This is a genomic window from Microcoleus sp., assembly GCF_041354475.1.
In the GTDB taxonomy this organism is placed as follows: Bacteria; Cyanobacteriota; Cyanobacteriia; order Cyanobacteriales; family Microcoleaceae; genus Microcoleus.
Genome location: NZ_JBGJZU010000013.1, coordinates 65,921 through 83,774 on the forward strand (window position 1 = coordinate 65,921; position 17,854 = coordinate 83,774).

Annotated in this window: 8 protein-coding genes; 5 read left to right on the forward strand and 3 right to left on the reverse strand. The window is 45.9% G+C overall.

Annotated features, from left to right (window positions below):
* The first annotated feature begins 152 nt into the window (after window positions 1-152).
* On the forward strand, window positions 153-1,004 hold the full coding sequence (locus ACBR23_RS07515) for a DUF3598 family protein (RefSeq protein WP_371119301.1): 852 nt from the start codon (window positions 153-155) through the stop codon (window positions 1,002-1,004).
* A 34-nt stretch (window positions 1,005-1,038) separates the two neighbouring features.
* Here ACBR23_RS07515 and ACBR23_RS07520 read toward each other — a convergent pair whose 3' ends face one another.
* Complete coding sequence (locus ACBR23_RS07520; RefSeq protein ID WP_341736152.1) at window positions 1,039-2,598, reverse strand: NAD(P)/FAD-dependent oxidoreductase; 1,560 nt, start codon at window positions 2,596-2,598, stop codon at window positions 1,039-1,041.
* Between the two features lie 149 nt (window positions 2,599-2,747).
* Between ACBR23_RS07520 and ACBR23_RS07525 the strand changes: the two genes are divergently transcribed.
* From ACBR23_RS07525 to cobA, 4 genes are all read left to right on the forward strand, one after another.
* Window positions 2,748-3,332: a hypothetical protein gene (locus ACBR23_RS07525; protein ID WP_371115140.1), complete on the forward strand. Its 585-nt coding sequence runs from the start codon at window positions 2,748-2,750 to the stop codon at window positions 3,330-3,332.
* A gap of 126 nt (window positions 3,333-3,458) precedes the next feature.
* Window positions 3,459-4,454 (forward strand): homogentisate phytyltransferase, encoded by a 996-nt coding sequence (locus ACBR23_RS07530; protein WP_371115139.1) that lies wholly within the window; start codon window positions 3,459-3,461, stop codon window positions 4,452-4,454.
* Between the two features lie 210 nt (window positions 4,455-4,664).
* Window positions 4,665-14,414: a tetratricopeptide repeat protein gene (locus ACBR23_RS07535; RefSeq protein ID WP_371119300.1), complete on the forward strand. Its 9,750-nt coding sequence runs from the start codon at window positions 4,665-4,667 to the stop codon at window positions 14,412-14,414.
* Between the two features lie 513 nt (window positions 14,415-14,927).
* Window positions 14,928-16,529, forward strand: a complete 1,602-nt coding sequence (cobA, locus tag ACBR23_RS07540) for a uroporphyrinogen-III C-methyltransferase (protein WP_371119299.1) — start codon at window positions 14,928-14,930, stop codon at window positions 16,527-16,529.
* A gap of 29 nt (window positions 16,530-16,558) precedes the next feature.
* Here cobA and ACBR23_RS07545 read toward each other — a convergent pair whose 3' ends face one another.
* Together ACBR23_RS07545 and ACBR23_RS07550 are read right to left on the reverse strand one after the other, a co-directional pair.
* Window positions 16,559-16,684 carry a hypothetical protein gene (locus ACBR23_RS07545; protein ID WP_371119298.1) on the reverse strand — a complete coding sequence of 42 codons (126 nt, stop codon included), beginning with the start codon at window positions 16,682-16,684 and terminating at the stop codon, window positions 16,559-16,561.
* Window positions 16,685-16,881: 197 nt separating this feature from the next.
* Complete coding sequence (locus ACBR23_RS07550; protein WP_371119297.1) at window positions 16,882-17,772, reverse strand: alpha/beta fold hydrolase; 891 nt, start codon at window positions 17,770-17,772, stop codon at window positions 16,882-16,884.
* Between the last annotated feature and the right edge of the window lie 82 nt (window positions 17,773-17,854).

Consider the following 17,854-nt stretch of genomic DNA (forward strand, 5'->3'; position numbering starts at 1 on the left):
GAAGTAAGAAGGGGGAAATAAGAAGGAAGAAGGGGGGAAATAAGAAGGAAGAAGGGGGGAAATAAGAAGGGAGAAGGGGGAAAATCTATAGTTTAAGTAACTTAAAAAATCATATTTTCTGATAAGATTGGGAGAAAGTAAGAGGTAAAAATATGGTATCACAATGGGAAAACTTTCTGCAAAACTTGGGAGAATGGCAAGGTTCTTTTACTGAGTTATCGCCACGGGGAGAGGTGGTTTTAGATACTCCTAGTATTATTACTCTCGAAAGTCTTAACGATCGCAAAACTGTCCGATTAAAACTGCGTCGTTTTTACCCAAATCCTAGTGGTGTCGGCGAACCCGAAGTCCGGGAACTTGTTCGAGAATATCAAAATTTGGGACGGGATATCCTATTTTTTGAGAATGGAGCTTTTTGTCAGGGGACTATTCAAATAGCGCCTTTTTCGGAATGCGGTGCTGAGTTTGGTTTTATCTATAATTATCGTCGATTGCGGTTAGTTCAGTTGTACGATACTAAGGGAAATTTATCAACTTTGACTTTAATTCGGGAACATCAGCCGGATAAAAATGTGCCTGAACGTCCGCCTTTGACTATTGACGCTTTACTGGGAGAATGGCATGGGGAAGCAGTGACGATGTATCCAGATTGGCGCGACCCTGATTGCTATCCTACCAAACTACAATTGGATTTGGAAAGTGGCGATCGCCTGGTGCAGAAAATTAGTTTTGGCACGAATGCTGAGGCTAAGACGATCGCTTCGACAGGTATCATAGAAGGTTCGGTGATTAATTTTAAGGAAGGTACTACGCCGATGCAAGTTTTGCTGCTTCCTGACGGTGGTTCTTGCACATTACCTGTCCAAGTTGAACTCAGAAAATCTGTATTTTTTGAGGCTGGTTGGTTGGTTGAACCTGACTTGAGGTTGCGGATGATTCGCAGTTATAATGAGAAAGGTGAATGGGTAAGTTTGACTTTGGTTACTGAGCGTAAAGTTAATTAAAATTGACAAATCACAAACCAGAAACCACAAATAATTATTGGAGATTTCTAATACTGCGCAGCATTTCCAAATGTTTGTGCACGGGGGCGATGGAATTAGCTGCGATCGCCCCGCTAGCTGCCACAGCGGGCAAACCAATCCCCGGAAACGTGGAATCTCCGCAGCAATACAGCCCCGCTAAAGGTGTTCCCGGCCCCGGAAACAAGCCCCTACCCGCCGGAATTCCAGGCCCGTAGGAACCGCGATGGCGGCGCAAAAACCGTTGGTGAGTGAGGGGTGTGCCGATGAGGGTGACTTCTGTGCGCGATCGAATATCGGGAATAATCCTCTCTAAGGCTTCCCACATGATCTCTGCCCGTGCTTGTTTTTGCTGTTGGTATGCGACGCTGGTGCGATCGAGATTTTGCCACAAATCGTAGGGCTCATTTCCGGGCGTGTAAGCGTGAATGACGTGCTTTCCGGCTGGGGCGAGTCCGGGGTCGAGGAGGGAGGGAATCGAGATGAGAACGACGTTCTGAGGTGCGCTAATGCCCTGTTCCCAGTCCTTGACAAAGATGTAGTGACAGGCTAAGTCCGATCGCACTCCCGTGGCGTCAATTCCCAAATGCAGGTGCATGAAACTGTCGCATTCGGGAGTTGCCTGTCGCTGTTGCCGAAAGCTTTTGGGCACGGAACTTTCAGGCAGCAGTTTTAGGGTATCCCACACCGAAGCGTTGGAGATGACGGCTTTGTGCGATCGAATAACTTTGCCCGATCGCAGCCGCACGCCCACAGCCCGGTTGTTTTCCACCAAAACCTCTGCGACGTGGGAATTCAGCAGCAACTGGCCTCCGTGGCGCTCTAAACCCCGTACCAGGGCATTTACCAAACCTGCACTACCGCCGATGGGATAGTCTAAAACGGCATTGGGGCGATACCAGTCGGCAAACATGAAGGCGACTTCGGCGGAGATAGTCCCGTCTGCCGGAAGTCCAGACAGCAGGAAACACAACAGGTTCAGCCAATTGCGCACAAAGGGATCTTTGACATTTTCGTCCATAATTTGGCTGAAAGGGCCAGCCAGTTTCAGGGCATTGCCGGCGCTTTGCAGGAAAGCTGGGGCAAATTGGCCTAGGGTGAAAACAGCCCCTAAATCGAAGCGCAAAGCCAGGGGGGGCAAGGCGGTGGCTGCTTGGGCGTAGGGCTCCATGACGCGCTGGAGTTGTTGCCATTCGGCGACGGCGGCGGTGCCTCGCAGTCTGGCGAGCACTTCCCCAAATTGACTCGCGCCGACGGAAGTGTCGAAATCGCCTTCGGGCAAACAGCAGCCCCAAGTATCGTAGGTGATGCAGGGGAGTTGTTCGCCGATCGCATCCAAAACTTGTCGCAGCGGATTTGCCGAGGGGCTGTAAGATAGTCCTGAGTAGAGGGAGGGCCCGGAGTCGAAGTTAAATCCGCCCTTTTCAAAGCCGTGTGCAGCCCCGCCGGCGAGGGAATGACTTTCGCAAACTATAACCTCAAAGCCATAGCGGGCAAGCATTGCACCGCAACATAAGCCGCCGATTCCACTGCCGATGATGATGATTTCTGTGTTGTTTGGGGCGATCGTAACCATGTTTTTCTCCACTAATTAAGTAGATGAGCGGTAAAATACATCTGTAGTTAAATTTGTAGTCAGGACTTTAGTCCTGATTAGCGTCTAATTTCGCTGTTGAGGACTCAACTCATCACTACCAAAATTCCTGCTACTATATTGTTGGTTAAATGGAACATATATCAATTCTAGAACAAGCTGCCAAATCTAATTCTAAACCATCTTCCAACGCAGTAGTCACAGCCCTGCTAGCCGCCGAGAAAAACTCCAAAAAAACCAAACCTCGCTATAGTTTTCAGCAGCTAATCGGCAACTGGCAACTGTGCTTTATCACTGGTACAAAAAAGACTAGACAAAAAGCTGGAATTGTGTTGGGTGCGGGAAAATACATTCCTCAGTGGATTGCGAAAATTCAAATAGCTTACTCCGCAGCACCTGTGGCAGAAGGAGAAGACAATAGTGAAATTGGCAGAGTCGAAAATTCTGTGAAAGTTGGGACTATGGAACTGACTCTTTCCGGGCCTACTAAGTTTTTACCTAATAATATTTTAGCTTTTGATTTTACCAGAATTATGGTGAAGTTGTTGGGGAAAACTGTATATCAAGGATATATTCGCGGTGGGGAAGCGCGGGAGGCGGAATTTTTGAGTTTGAGTGTGGGGAAACAGGCTTTTTTTGCTTATTTTCTAGTGGAAGATGGGATAATTGCAGCTAGGGGACGAGGTGGTGGTTTGGCTTTGTGGGGTAGGGTTTAACAGAAAAAGGGCGGTGGGGAGACAACAGTCTGTTTCCCTCACCTGGTGATTAAGAAATTTAAATTTAAGATCGGTTCTTATTTTGTGAGACAATTTGTTAATTAATTTTTGGGGCAATTTAGGTTTATGAGTAATGATTCTTTGGGTAAGTCTGAGAGTGATCGCAATGGTTTGGTTCCCCAAGGCTGGCTGAGGGCGTTTTGGGAGTTTTCTCGGCCGCACACAATTATCGGTACTAGCTTGAGCGTGTTGGCTTTGTATGCGATCGCCCAAAGCGATCTACTGTTGGCGAATCCTGTAGTTTTACCGCTGGCGTTTGCCTGGTTAGCTTGTATTTGTGGTAATATTTATATTGTGGGATTGAATCAGTTAGAAGATGTTGAAATAGATAAAATTAATAAGCCTTATTTGCCCCTAGCATCGGGAGAGTTTTCTCAGAAAACCGGAGAATTAATAGTTGCTTTGACTGGTGCGATCGCAATTTTAACGGCGATTTTGCAGGGACCGTTTTTGCTGGCGACTGTTGGTGTCAGTTTGGCGATCGGGACTGCTTATTCTCTGCCGCCAATTCGCCTGAAGCGGTTTCCTTTTTGGGCGGCGTTGTGCATTTTTACGGTGCGGGGCGCGATTGTAAATTTAGGGTTATTTTTGCACTTTAATTGGGTGTTGAGTTTGGGAAGGGCGAAAAGTGTTTTTTCGGGCTGGGATTTGGAGAGTTTGTCTGTGGCGATTCCTGGGAAAGTTTGGGTACTGACGGTATTTGTAGTGGTGTTTACCTTTGCGATCGCCATTTTTAAAGATATTCCTGACATGGAGGGCGATCGGCAATACAATATTACAACGTTTACGATTAAAATGGGAAAGCCCGCCGTCTTTGATTTGTCTCGCTGGGTATTGACTGTTTGCTATGTCGGCATCATCTTAGCGGGAGTGTTAATATTGCCAAATGTTAATTTAGGATTTCTGGCTCTTACTCATGTGGTAGCTTTGGGTTTGATGTGGTTTTGGAGCATCAAAGTTGATTTGGAGGATAAAATGCAAGTAGCTCAATTTTATCAATCGATCTGGAAGTTATTTTTTCTAGAGTATATAATTTTTCCAGCAGCTTGTTGGTTGGGATGAAAGAAGAAGGCCCTTCGACTACGCTCAGGGAACGCTTCAGGAAGAAGGAAGACGGAAGAAGGAAGAAGGAAGAAAGAAGACGGAAGAAGGAAGAGGGAAAAAAAATGAAAGTCTTGCGGATGCGCGAGGAAATACAAAAAAGGAATAGTTAACAGATTACAACAAGTTGGCAACTACAAGTTAGCGAAATCCCAAACAACAAAGATAACTATGGCTTCTCAAAACAAATCACAACAACCTGTCAGTAAACTGAGTGCGGAAGACTCTTTGAAAATTGCTTGGGAATATCACCAAGCGGGGCGTTTGTTAGAAGCTGAAAGTTTGTACCGACAAGTCATAGCCGTACACCCGGAGTCTGCGAATGTGCTTTGTTTGTTGGGAATCGCTGTGAGACAGCAGGGTAAAATTGCCGAGGCGATCGCCTTTTATGAACAAGCGATCGCCCAACAGCCAGATTTTGTAGAAGCGCATTTAAACAAGGCTCATGTTTTGCTCGATATTGGCGAACATCAAAGGGCGATCGCCTCCTACGAACAAGTCCTTCAAATCGCTCCCCATACAGCACTAGCCCACAAAAATATCGGCTGGCTAAAACAGCAACAGGGCGATACCAACGCCGCTATTAGCTACTACCAAACAGCCCTGAAACTAGAACCAACTTGGAGCGAAATCGCCCATAATTTAGGTAATATTTTCAAAGAGCAAGGTCAAACCCAGGCCGCCATTGCTTGCTACCAAAAAGCTTTAGATACCAATCCTAATTTAATCAATACCATAATCGCTTTAGGAACAATATGGCAACAGCAAGGTGAATTTCAAGCAGCCATTGACTGTTATCAACAAGCCCTAAAACTAGATCCCAACAATGCTGAATGCGTGAATAATATCGGCGCAGGATACCACGAACAAGGCAAAATACAGCTAGCAATATCCTATTACCAACAAGCTTTAAAATTAAAACCAGATTTCATCGATGCAATTAATAATCTGGGTGATGCTTTTGTCGATATCGGACAATTTCAATCAGCATTCTCCTGTCATTGTCGAGCCTTAGAATTGCAGCCAGAAAACAGTACAGCCCACGTAGAATTTGCCCTAAGTTTGTTATTATTCGGAGATTTGCGACGCGGCTTTGCTGAGTATGAGTGGCGGTGGCGTACTTCCCAACTACAACCGAGACAATTTGCCCAACCAGTTTGGGATGGTTCGAGTTTACAGGGAAAAACTATTTTACTCCACGTTGAGCAAGGTTTCGGTGACTCGATTCAGTTTATTCGCTACGCGCCGATGCTTTACAGTCAAGGGGCAAAAGTGATCTTGGTTTGCTATCCAGAATTGATGCGGTTATTTGCCACAGTTGCTGGTGTGGAATATTTGTCACTTAATTTTAAAGATTTGCCTGCCTTTGATGTTCACGCACCCTTAATGAGTTTGCCTTATATTTTGGGGACAACTTTGGAAACAATCCCGGCAAATATTCCTTACTTAGCCCCGCCTCCTGAATGCAAATTTGCCCTAGCTTCTGATGCTAAATTGAAGGTGGGAATTGTGTGGGCGGGAAATCCCAAACGCCGAAAAGATGCTCAACGCTCTTGCAATTTGAGCGATTTTATGCAATTTTTAGATGTACCGGGAATCGCTGTTTATAGTTTACAAAAAAACTTGTCCGAGGACGATCGCGCTTTATTACATCAACACCTAGTCCCGGATTTGAGTCCCCATCTCAACGACTTTGCTGATACGGCTTCTGCTATCTCTCAACTGGATTTAGTCATCAGCGTTGATACCTCCGTTGCACATTTGGCTGGTGCTTTGGGAAAACCAGTTTGGGTGTTACTTTCCTTTGCTCCTGACTGGCGTTGGCTGCTAGATAGAGAGGACAATCCTTGGTATCCGACGGCGAGACTGTTTCGCCAAAGTCAGCCGGAAAATTGGCAAGCATTGTTTGAGGATGTGAAAGCTGCTTTAAGTTTATTGGTGTCTGCTAATATAGAAGCACAATTGCAGCAAGCAGACTCCTTAATGGAAAGTGGCGAAAAAGAAGAGGCGATCGCCCTTTATGAACAGATTATCTCTACTGTCCCCAATTGCGTCCAAGCCAGAATTAACTTGGGTTTTCTCCAACAAGAAAAGGGAGAATTAGATGCAGCAATCCCGCACTATAGAGAAGCTTGGAAACTCGACCAAAATATTCCTCAAACAGCTTACAATTTGGCAAAAATCTTTGAAGAAAAAGGTCAATCACAAGAGGCGATCGAACATTACCAAAAAGCTCTGGCGGTGCAGCCAGATTTCGTACCTGCACTGATAAATTTGGCGGTGGCGCTACAAGAAAATGGCGAACTTTTAGAGGCTGTAAATCTCTATCGGCGAGCGCTGGAAGTTCAACCCCATAGCTGGGAAGCTTTAAACAATCTGGGAACAGTATTGCAAGAACAGGGTAATCTAGAAGATGCCCTGGAATATTATCACAAAGCTCTCGAATTGATACCAGATTTTGTGGAAGCTATCAACAATTTAGGCCGGACTTTTCTCGAAAAAGGTGCGGTAGAAGATGCGATCGCCTGTTATCGACGAGTGATATCTTTGAATCCAGAACACGCTAGCGCTCGCCTGAATTTGTCCCTGGCTTTGCTGTTAGTGGGAGACTTAGAAAATGGTTTTGCTGAATACGAATGGCGGTGGAAAATTAAAGAATTTCACACTGGTCATTCCTGTTTCTTGACGGGCCCGGATAATACAGTTTCGGCGCGGGAATATCGGCCGCTTTGGGATGGTTCTGATTTGCAAGGAAAGACGATTTTGCTCCACGCCGAACAAGGTTTGGGCGATTCAATTCAGTTTGTGCGCTATGCTGCGATCGTCAAAAATAAAGGGGGACGAGTAATTGTTGGCTGTTACCCGCAATTGAATCGCTTGTTGGCCACCGTTGATGGTATTGATTTACTCATAGTTAAAGGCGAGCCAATCCCAGAATTTGATGTGCAAGCGCCGATGTTGAGTTTGCCATACATTCTCGGTACAACTAAGTCAACAATACCTGCAAATACTCCTTATTTAACACCCCCAGCAGATTGTCAATTTGCTCTATTACCAGGACGCAAATTCAAAGTGGGGATTGTCTGGGCGGGAAATCCTAAACATCGCAAAAATATGCAGCGTTCTTGCAGTTTGAGCGCATTTATGCCACTTTTGGACGTTTATGGCGTAAGTTTTTATAGCTTGCAGAAAGAGCTTTCAGATACCGATCGCACGCTGTTACATCAAACCTCGATCGTCGATTTGAGCCCCCATTTGGGGGATTTGGCTGATACTGCGGCTGCGATCGCCCAACTGGATTTAGTGATTACCGTCGATACCGCTGTTGCCCATTTGGCGGGGGCTTTGGGCAAACCAGTGTGGATTTTGCTGGCGTTTTCCCCCGATTGGCGCTGGCTTTTGGAGCGGGAAGATAGTCCTTGGTATCCGACGGCGCGGTTGTTTCGTCAGTCGATAAGGGGCGACTGGGAGGATGTTTTTGGGCGGGTGGTGCAGGCTCTGGGGCTGGCGGTTTCTCAGCATGGCGCGCCTTCGGATTTGGCCGATGCAGCGTTGCTGGAGGGGCGTGATTTGCAGCGACAAGGCAAGTTTCCGGGTGCGATCGAATGCTATGAAAGGGCGATCGCGATCGATCCTCATAACTCCATGGCGTACAGCAATCTGGGTGTTGTCAAACAACAAATGGGTTTGCTCCCAGAGGCGATCGCCCATTACCGCCAAGCTTTAGCCCTTGAGCCGAATTTGGCGGAAACTCTCAGCAATTTGGGGAGTGCTCTGGCGGATGCAGGGGAAACAGCAGAGGCGATCGCAGTTTACGATCGCGCTTTGAGTTTAAACCCCCATTGCGCCGAAGCTTGGATTAATCTGGGCCTGGCGCGGGAAGCCCAAGGGGATTTGGCGGAGGCGATAAACTGCTATCAGCAAGGGATTCAAGTTAATCCTAATTGTCCTGAAGCTTACTTGAATTTGGGCATTGCTTTGGAAAAACAAGGGGATAAAGAAGGGGAAGCCAAGGAGTTTTACGATCGGGCGATCGCCAATTATGAACGGGCGATCGCGATCGAACCGAATTACTTTGAAGCCTTGCACAATCTAGCCTACGCTACTATTCGACAGGGAAAAATTGCCTCGGCGATCGCCTATTACGAGCGATCGACTGCACTGCAACCGAGTTTAGCAGAAACTCTGATTGGTTTGGGGAGTTCGCTGCAACAGCAAGGAAAGTTAGATGAGGCTCTAGCCGTTTGTCAGCAAGCGATTCAGAAATTGCCATCCCATGCTGAGGCTCATTGTAATCTCGGAATTGTGTTTCAGAAACAGGGAAAAATTGCCAACGCCATCGCCTGCTATCACCAAGCTTTGAGTCTGAAACCTGACTTCCCAATAGCTTTGAGCAATCTGGGTAAGGCTTTTGAGGATGATGGCAAAATCGCAGAGGCGATCGAATGTTACCAACGGGCGATCGAACTTCAACCCGATGGAATTAATTCCTGCAACGGTTTGGGAAATGCTTTGCGACAACAAGGACAGTTTACAGATGCTGTCGCCTGCTACAGTCACGGAGTTGAGTTCAATAAAACTCACCCAGAAGCTCACTTAAATCTCGCTTTAGCTTTGTTGCTGATGGGAGATTTTGAACGCGGTTTTTCCGAGTATGAATGGCGGCTGCTCGTTCAAGAAAAACAGTTTCCCACTAATAACTTTATCCAGCCTTTTTGGGATGGCAAAGATTTGGAGGGAAAAACTATTTTGCTTTGCCCAGAACAGGGTTTAGGCGATGCCATTCAGTTTATCCGCTACGCAGATTTAGTTAAGCAAAAAGGCGGCAACGTCATTGTTTGGTGTTCGCCCCAATTACAGCGCTTATTTGAACAGGTTTGGGCCATCGATCGATTAATAGTCGATCCAGAAGCAGCCCCGGATTTTGATGTGCGCGCCCAATTAATGAGTTTGCCTCACCTTTTGGGTACGACCTTAGCAACTATACCCGCCCAGGTTCCCTATTTAGCACCGCCACCAGGTCTAGAATTTACTCTTCGTCCAACTTCTAACTTAAAAGTAGGAATTGTCTGGTCTGGAAATCCTAAAAATTCCCAAAATAACCTGCGTTCATTTCCCTTAACTTGCTTGGTAAAACTCTTAGATATTCCGGGAGTAGAGTTTTACAGCTTACAAAAGGAAAGCCCAGAAGCAGAACGTACCTTATTAGAGCAAATGCAGATTGCAGATTTAAGTGCTTATTTGCATGATTTTGCTGATACAGCCGCGGCCATTTCGGCTCTGGATTTAGTCATTTCCATGGATACTTCTGTTGCCCATTTGGCTGGGGCATTGGGGAAACCAGTGTGGATTTTACTTTGTTTTACCCCCGATTGGCGCTGGATGTTGGAGGGGGAAGAGAGTCCTTGGTATCCGACGGCGAGGTTGTTTCGACAAGAAAAAGCCGGGGATTGGGAAGGGGTTTTTGGGCGGGTGGCTTTAGCACTAAAATCTCAGATTTGCGAGCATCAACCAGAGGAAAATTTAATCGAAAATCAGTCCAGTTTAGACTTAGCTCAACAACAGTTTAATCGGGGAAATCTGCTGAAGTCCCAGGGGAAATTTTCCGAGGCGATCGCCTATTTTAAAAAAGCTTTAGTTTATCGGCCCGATTTGATAGCAGCTACAACTAATTTGGCGGTGACGCTGCACCAAATCGGCGATTTTACCGAGGCAGCAAAATATTATTTACGAGCCATAGAAATCGACCCAGACTCCCCTCAAGGATACAACAACTTGGGTATTTTGCACCAATCTCAGGGCTATATAGCTGAGGCTGTATCTTGTTTTCAAAAGGCGATCGCCCTGAATCCACTCTATGTCAAAGCTCTGAACAATCTCGGCTCAATTCTCCAGCAGCAGGGGGAATTGCCAGGTGCGATCGCTTATTTTCAGCAAGCGCTTTTTGCTACTTCTAATTACGTGCCAGCACTGATAAATTTGGGCGTGGCAATGGAAGCCAAAGGTCAGCCAGAAGAGGCTAAACGCTTTTATCAACAGTGCATTAACCTAGAACCTGACAACTCGCAAGGATACTATTATTTGGGTAATTTGTACTTAAAATTACACGAATTCGCATCAGCAATTGATAATTTAGAAACCGCCTTAGTTTTGCAGCCAGATTCTGTGGAAAGTTTGAATAATCTAGGCAGTGCTTTAGAAGGAATTGGCGACATACCCAAAGCAATTGCCTCTTACGAACGAGCCTTGAAACTTGATGCAAAATGTGGTAAAGCTCATTTCAATTTAAGCTTAGCATTACTGTTGAATGGAGACTTCGAGCGCGGTTTTGCTGAGTACGAATGGCGATGGGAAACCAATCAGGGAAAACAATTGGACTGGTTCCCTTTGACACAGCCAGTTTGGGATGGTTCTGATTTGGCAGAAAAAACTATTTTGTTACGTTGCGAACAAGGTTTTGGGGACGCGATTCACTTTGTACGTTACGCCTCCATTCTCCAGCAAAAAGGTGCTAAAGTAGTGGTTTCTTGCTATCCAGAACTCAAGCGTTTATTCCAAACAATTTCTGGCATTGAACAAGTAGTAGTTAAAGTAGAAGAGTTGCCGGAATTTCAGTTACAAGCACCGCTGATGAGTTTGCCCTATATTTTGGGAACCAATCTAGAAAATATCCCGGCAAATATTCCTTATTTATCGCCTCCTGCTGACGGGAATTTTTCTCTGGATTCAAACCCCAATTTTAAAATAGGGATAGTGTGGGCGGGGAGTTCGGAACATTTGAAAGATTTTATGCGATCGACTGATTTAAGCTATTTTCTGAAATTGTTAGATATTCCAGGAGTAAGTTTTTACAGTCTTCACAAAGAATTATCGGCGGGCGATCGCACTTTATTAAATCAAATTCCCGTCACAGATTTAAGCGATAATTTGAAGGATTTTGCCGATACCGCAGCGGTGATAGCGCAATTGGATTTAGTAATTTCTGTAGATACTGCTGTCGCCCACTTAGCCGGTGCTTTGGGAAAACCAGTCTGGATTTTGCTCTCTTTTGTACCCGATTGGCGGTGGATGTTGGAGAGAGAAGATAGCCCTTGGTATCCGACAGCACGGTTGTTTCGCCAGCAAAAACCTGGTGATTGGGAGGGAGTATTCGATCGCCTAAAAACAGCCTTACAACACATGGTGGGTACGCACCATCCACAAGACAGGGCGGGCACGCACCATCCACCGCCCCTACAGTCTAATTTATTATCACCCGCTCAGGTAGAATTTCACATAGCAAATACTCTCAATAAACAGGGTAAAAAAGCAGCAGCGATCGCCCGATACCAACAAGTAATTGCGCTGAATCCGAGTCACCCAGAAGCCCACAGTCATTTAGGCTATCTCCAACAAGAAGACGGGCTAATATCCGAGGCAATTTCCCATTATCAACAAGCCCTAGAAATCGATCCCAATCAAGGTGAAACCAACTTATACTTAGGTTGCGCCCTCGAAGAACAGGGAAAAGTTGCTCTTGCGATCGAATATTACGATCGCGCAATTCAATTATCTTCAGACTCAGCGCATACTCATTTGAGACTAGCCTTAGCCTTGCTGCTAACTGGCAATTTTTCGCGCGGTTTTGCTGAATATGAATGGCGCTGGCAAACTCAAGAGTTGGAATCCAGATATTTTGCCCAACCACTTTGGGATGGTGGTAATTTCCAGGGAAAAACTATTTTGCTGCACTCCGAACAAGGTTTTGGCGATGCGATTCATTTTATCCGCTATGCACCTTTAGTTAAGCAAAAAGGAGGCAAAGTTATTGTTGCTTGTCATCAATCTTTGCAGCGTTTATTTGAAGGAGTTGCAGGCATAGATTGTGTAGTAACGAAGCCAAAGGATTTGCGAGAATTTCAACTGCACGCCCCACTGTTGAGTCTACCAAAAATTATGGGTACTACCTTAGAAAATGTACCCGTTAATATTCCTTACCTAGCTCCCCCACAGGATTTTAAATATTCCCTAGAACCCAATAATCAACTCAAAGTAGGGATTGTTTGGTCTGGTAGCCCGCTGCACCGAAAAAATCACGATCGCTCCTGTACATTGAAGGATTTTAGGAAGTTTTTAGATGTGCCAGGAGTGAGTTTTTATAACCTTCAGAAAGACTTGTCACCGGGCGATCGCACTTTATTAAATCAACAGCAAGTGCAGGATTTGAACCCAGAGTTAGGAGATTTTGCCGACACCGCAGCCATTATTTCCCAACTGGATTTAGTAATTTGTGTAGATACTGCTGTCGCCCACTTAGCCGGTGCTTTAGGAAAACCAGTCTGGATTTTGCTCTCTTTTGTGCCCGATTGGCGGTGGATGTTGGAGAGAGAAGATAGCCCTTGGTATCCCACTGTCAGGCTGTTTAGGCAGCAAAAAGCGGGTGATTGGGAGGGAGTGTGCGATCGCCTAAAAACAGCCTTAGAACACCTAATTTCCCCTCGTTCCCAGCCTCAGCCTCAAATTCAAGCCCCAGAAACGCCCCCACTAACCCCTAGGGAGTGTTTTCAAGCTTTCCAATTAGATTCAGATCCCCCTAAATCCCCCTTAAAAAGGGGGACTTTGAGTGAATTCTCCCCCCTTGTTAAGGGGGGCTGGGGGGGATCTCCGGGTTTGGAAACAGGCCCTCGTTCCCAGCCTCAGCCTGGGAACGCAGAACCAGAGGCTCAGTCTCAAACTAAACCCCCACAAACACCCCCAAAACTAACAGGAATTGGTATCACCTGGCCAGTCAGCGTCACCAGCGGCTGGGGAATTTACGGCATGAATTTAACACTGCAACTGGCAGCAAATCCCGCCTGGGAAGTAGCACTGTTAGCACCACCTTCCCTCTCAGAAATTATCAATCCGCTGCACAAAGCGCTGTTATTACCATTATTAGCAAAACAGAAACAATTTCAAGAATTAGTAGCAGCCAATTCCGACAAACAAATCAATTGCAACTTTCCAGCACTTTACGCCCTGGGCAATAATTTAGTATCATCTGGTGTGGAAAATCAAATTACCAGTGATTCTCAAGTAGGAGTCATCTTTTTTGAAGACACTATAATCACAGCAGAAGCATTAGAAAAAGCCAAAAAATATAGTTCGATAGTCGCCGGTTCCCACTGGAATGCCGATGTTTTGAAAAGCTACGGCTTGACTAATGTCGCCATGGTAAATCAAGGCATTGACCCCGCAATTTTCCATCCTGCACCCAAATCTAATCTATTTGGCGATCGCTTTGTCATCTTCTCCGGTGGCAAACTAGAATATCGCAAAGGTCAAGATATTATTGTCGCCGCTTACAAACGCTTTCAAAAAAAACATCCCGAAGCATTATTACTAACAGCATGGCACAACTTCTGGCCTCAATATATGTTAGGCATAGAACAAACCGGAAACGTCATCGGATTTCCGAATATTAACCGCGATGGCAGTTTAGGAATTGCCCAATGGTTAGTAGCTAACGGTTTACCTGTTGACTCTTTTATCGACATTGGCTTAATTCCCAATCATCTCGCCGGACAAATATTGCGAGAAGCCGATGCAGCCGTTTTCACCAACCGCTGCGAAGGCGGCACTAATTTAGTCGCAATGGAAAGTATGGCCTGCGGAATTCCTACTATTTTATCAACAAATACGGGTCATTTAGATTTGATTAGCAGCAATAATTGCTATCCTTTATCAAATCAGGGACGAGTTAAACCTACTGTTCATTTTTCAGGTATAGAAGGCTGGGGAGAGTCTGATGTTGATGAAGTCGTCGAGGCTTTGGAACAAGTTTATACTAATCGGGAACAAGCTAAAAGTCGCGGTTTAGCTGCGGCGAATTTCATGCTTGATTGGACTTGGGAAAAACAGGTTAAGCGTTTTTTGGATGTGATTGGCGGGCTATATACATAATTCCCGTAGGGGCGGGTTCATTAACAATAATCGCCCCAAAACTAACAATTTCAAAAACCCGCCCTCTCTCACTCTCACCCAACAAACAATATTAATGTACATTCAGATTTACGGTGGGGCGGGGGCGGGTTTATATTAATTGTCGGTGATTATTATGTATGGTTGGCGAACCCGCCCCTACAAATAATATCGTTTCCGGTTGTATTGGAATGATTTAACCGCAGAGAACACTCTTGACACAGAGGGAGAGAATAGAAATCTGAATAATTCAGATGCTACCGGATTTGATATAAAATGTAGGTTTAAATTACAATTAGCCTAATTTGATGCTGGGGATTTGCTGCTATCAAATTAAGGAAGAAGGAAGAATGCTTATACAGTCTTATTCCTTAAAATTGTAGGGTGCGTTAGGTGAATTTCTCAAACAATTATGCAGGGTTTAGAGATCTGACGCACCTTACTAATTGTGACAATTGGGTAACTCCTAATCAAGTATACCACGGAGGCAAAATCGTGAAAAACCAAAAAGGCAAAGTTTATCTAGTCGGTGCGGGGCCCGGAGATTGTGATTTGATGACAGTGCGATCGCAAAAATTGCTCTCCCAAGCCGAAGTCTTAATCTACGACGCTCTAGTCGATATCCCCCAACTAGAATTAATCCCCGTAACTTGCCTCAAAATCGAAGTCGGAAAACGCGGAGGCAAACCCTCAACTCAACAACAAGAAATCAACCGTTTGCTAGTAGAATACTGCCACAAAGGCAAACAAGTAGTCCGCCTCAAAAGTGGCGATCCATTTATTTTCGGACGTTCTAGCTCCGAAATTCAAGCATTAATCGCAGGCGACTGTGACTTTGAAGTCATACCGGGCATTTCCTCCGCCTTCGCCGCACCATTGCTAGCAGGAATTCCCCTCACAGATCCAGTAATGAGCCGCTGTTTTGCCGTGATGAGCGCCCACGAACCAGATGCTCTGGAATGGGAAGCATTAGTCAAGATTGAAACCTTGGTAATATTGATGGGAGGGCGCAATTTGGGTGAGATAGTTTGGCAATTACAAAAGCATGGATTATCCAGCCAAACTCCGATCGCGATTATCCGAGATTGCGGCAGGCCAGAACAACAAATTTGGAGCGGTAATCTCTCCGATATCATACCCAAAACAACAGGTCAATCTCTGTCACCTTGTGTGATAATTATTGGGGAAGTAGTAAGGTTACGCGAATATTTAATCCAGCCCCAAAGCACCAACATGATCGACATAAATATCACTCTTAATAAGAACCCATTGCCGCTAGCAGGAAAAACTATTTTAGTGACTCGTGCAGCTTCTCAATCTGGTCAATTTACCGATCGCCTCCAGCAACAAGGAGCCCGCGCCATCGAAATGCCCGCCCTAGTTATTGGTCCCCCTTCCACCTGGGAACCATTGGACAGCGCGATCGCCCAATTGTCAAGCTTTCACTGGTTAATTCTCACTTCCACCAACGCGGTAGACTACTTTTTTGAAAGACTAGAAACCAGTGGCAAAGATGCCCGCAGCTTGTTCGGAATTAAAATTGCAGTTGTCGGCAAAAAAACCGCCGAAACCTTGCGATCGCACTCTTTGCAACCAGACTTTATTCCCCCCAACTTTGTCGCCGATTCCCTAGTCGAAAACTTCCCCTGGGAGGGCGTGGAGGGCGATCGCGGGGGCATCGCCCCTACAAACTGCAAAATCCTATTTCCCAGAGTAGAAAGTGGTGGCAGAGAAGTTTTAGTCAAAGAATTCACCGCTAAAGGAGCCCAAGTCATCGAAGCACCAGCCTATCAATCTTGCTGTCCCGAAAACATCGATCCGATCGCCTTAGCTGCGCTGCAAAATCGAGCGGTTGATATTATAACCTTTGCCAGTTCCAAAACCGTACAAAACTTTTGTAAACTGATAGAACAAAGCCCAGAATTGTCTCGCAATCAGGATTGGTTGAAAAATGTTTGCATCGCTTCCATCGGACCGGAAACTTCCAAAAGTTGCTACAATTTATTGGGTAAATTAGATGTGGAAGCTAAGGAATATACCTTGGATGGGCTCAGTGAGGCGATCGTTCAATGGGTTGCACAAAATCAAAATTTGTAATTTTTTACCAAAAATTTGGGTCTTATGACCTAGGTTTTTGGTTGGTCGATCGCCCTACCAGCATCAACGCCCAATGCGATCGCCTCAGTCACATAACCAGCAACCCAACTATTAACAGCTTTTGATAATTTAAAACTTAAAAAAAATGGTTTCAACAGAAAAAGCACCGACGACTGGCCGTGTTTCGTCTCGGTGCTTTTTCTGGTTCGCTCCTCACACGTCCATTACTCTAGCCGACTCAGCCAACCCTGTCAAGACTTTTTACAAAAATTTTTTTGGCAAGTCTTCTAACAGCGGAAACATCAGCCTTGAAAGCCTTCGGCACAAAGGATCGGGATGCTGAGGATACTCATCAATTCAACTGGGCCATCCAGTCCAAAATCAGAGCATTCACTTGAGTGGGGCGTTCGTCGTGGGGACAGTGCCCTGTGTTGGGAATCGAAACAAATTTGACCGATCGCCCATTATCGGCCAAATCCTGATAGATTTTACTACCTGCGATCGGAGTCCAGGGGTCATCTGCACCCCAAAGTACCAATAACGGGCGATCGACTTTGGGCAGCAATTCCGACGGTTGAGGGCCTGCGGGGGCTGTCAGAATCGACGCAAAAACCTGTTGGGCTCCCGGATCGCAGGAGGGGGCGTGGAGGAGTTCTACAAGTTCCTCCGTAATGGCTTCCTGGTTCCCGTAGACTTGGCGCAGGGTGTTGCGGATGCGGTGTTTTTGGCGGATGTTGTGGAATAGCAATGGGCCAAAAATGGGCGATCGAACTAATTTAGCAAAAGTCCCCATCACCAATCCCAGAACAAAGTTAAGTTCTTGGGGACGGTGGTTGAGCCCGCCAGCACAATTAATCAAGACTCCGCCGGCGGATATTTCGGGATGATTGGCGACTACCATCAAACTCAGCAAAGCGCCGATGGAATTCCCGACAAACACCGCCGGTTCCTGTACCAACTCCGTCCAAAAATCTGTCAGCAATTCTTCCCACAACTCTAGGCTGTAATCTAGAGCTGGCTTAGCAGAAGCACCGAATCCCAGCAAGTCTAGGGCGAATACTCGGTAGCCACCAGCAGCCAGGGCGGGGATGTTGTTTCTCCAATGTCCGATCGAAGCTCCAAAGCCGTGAATTAAGATGAGAGGGCGGCCTGTTCCTTGGACTGTATATTGAATTTTGTGGCCGCGCCATGTCCAAATTAATTTTTCTAAGCTGTTGGCTGATACTAGCTGTTGTGTAGTCACGGCAGTTATGCAAAGTTTTGTTAACTAATTCGATCGTAGCAGGATCGCGCGGCTTGAGCTACTCCCTCCGCTAGCATCGAGA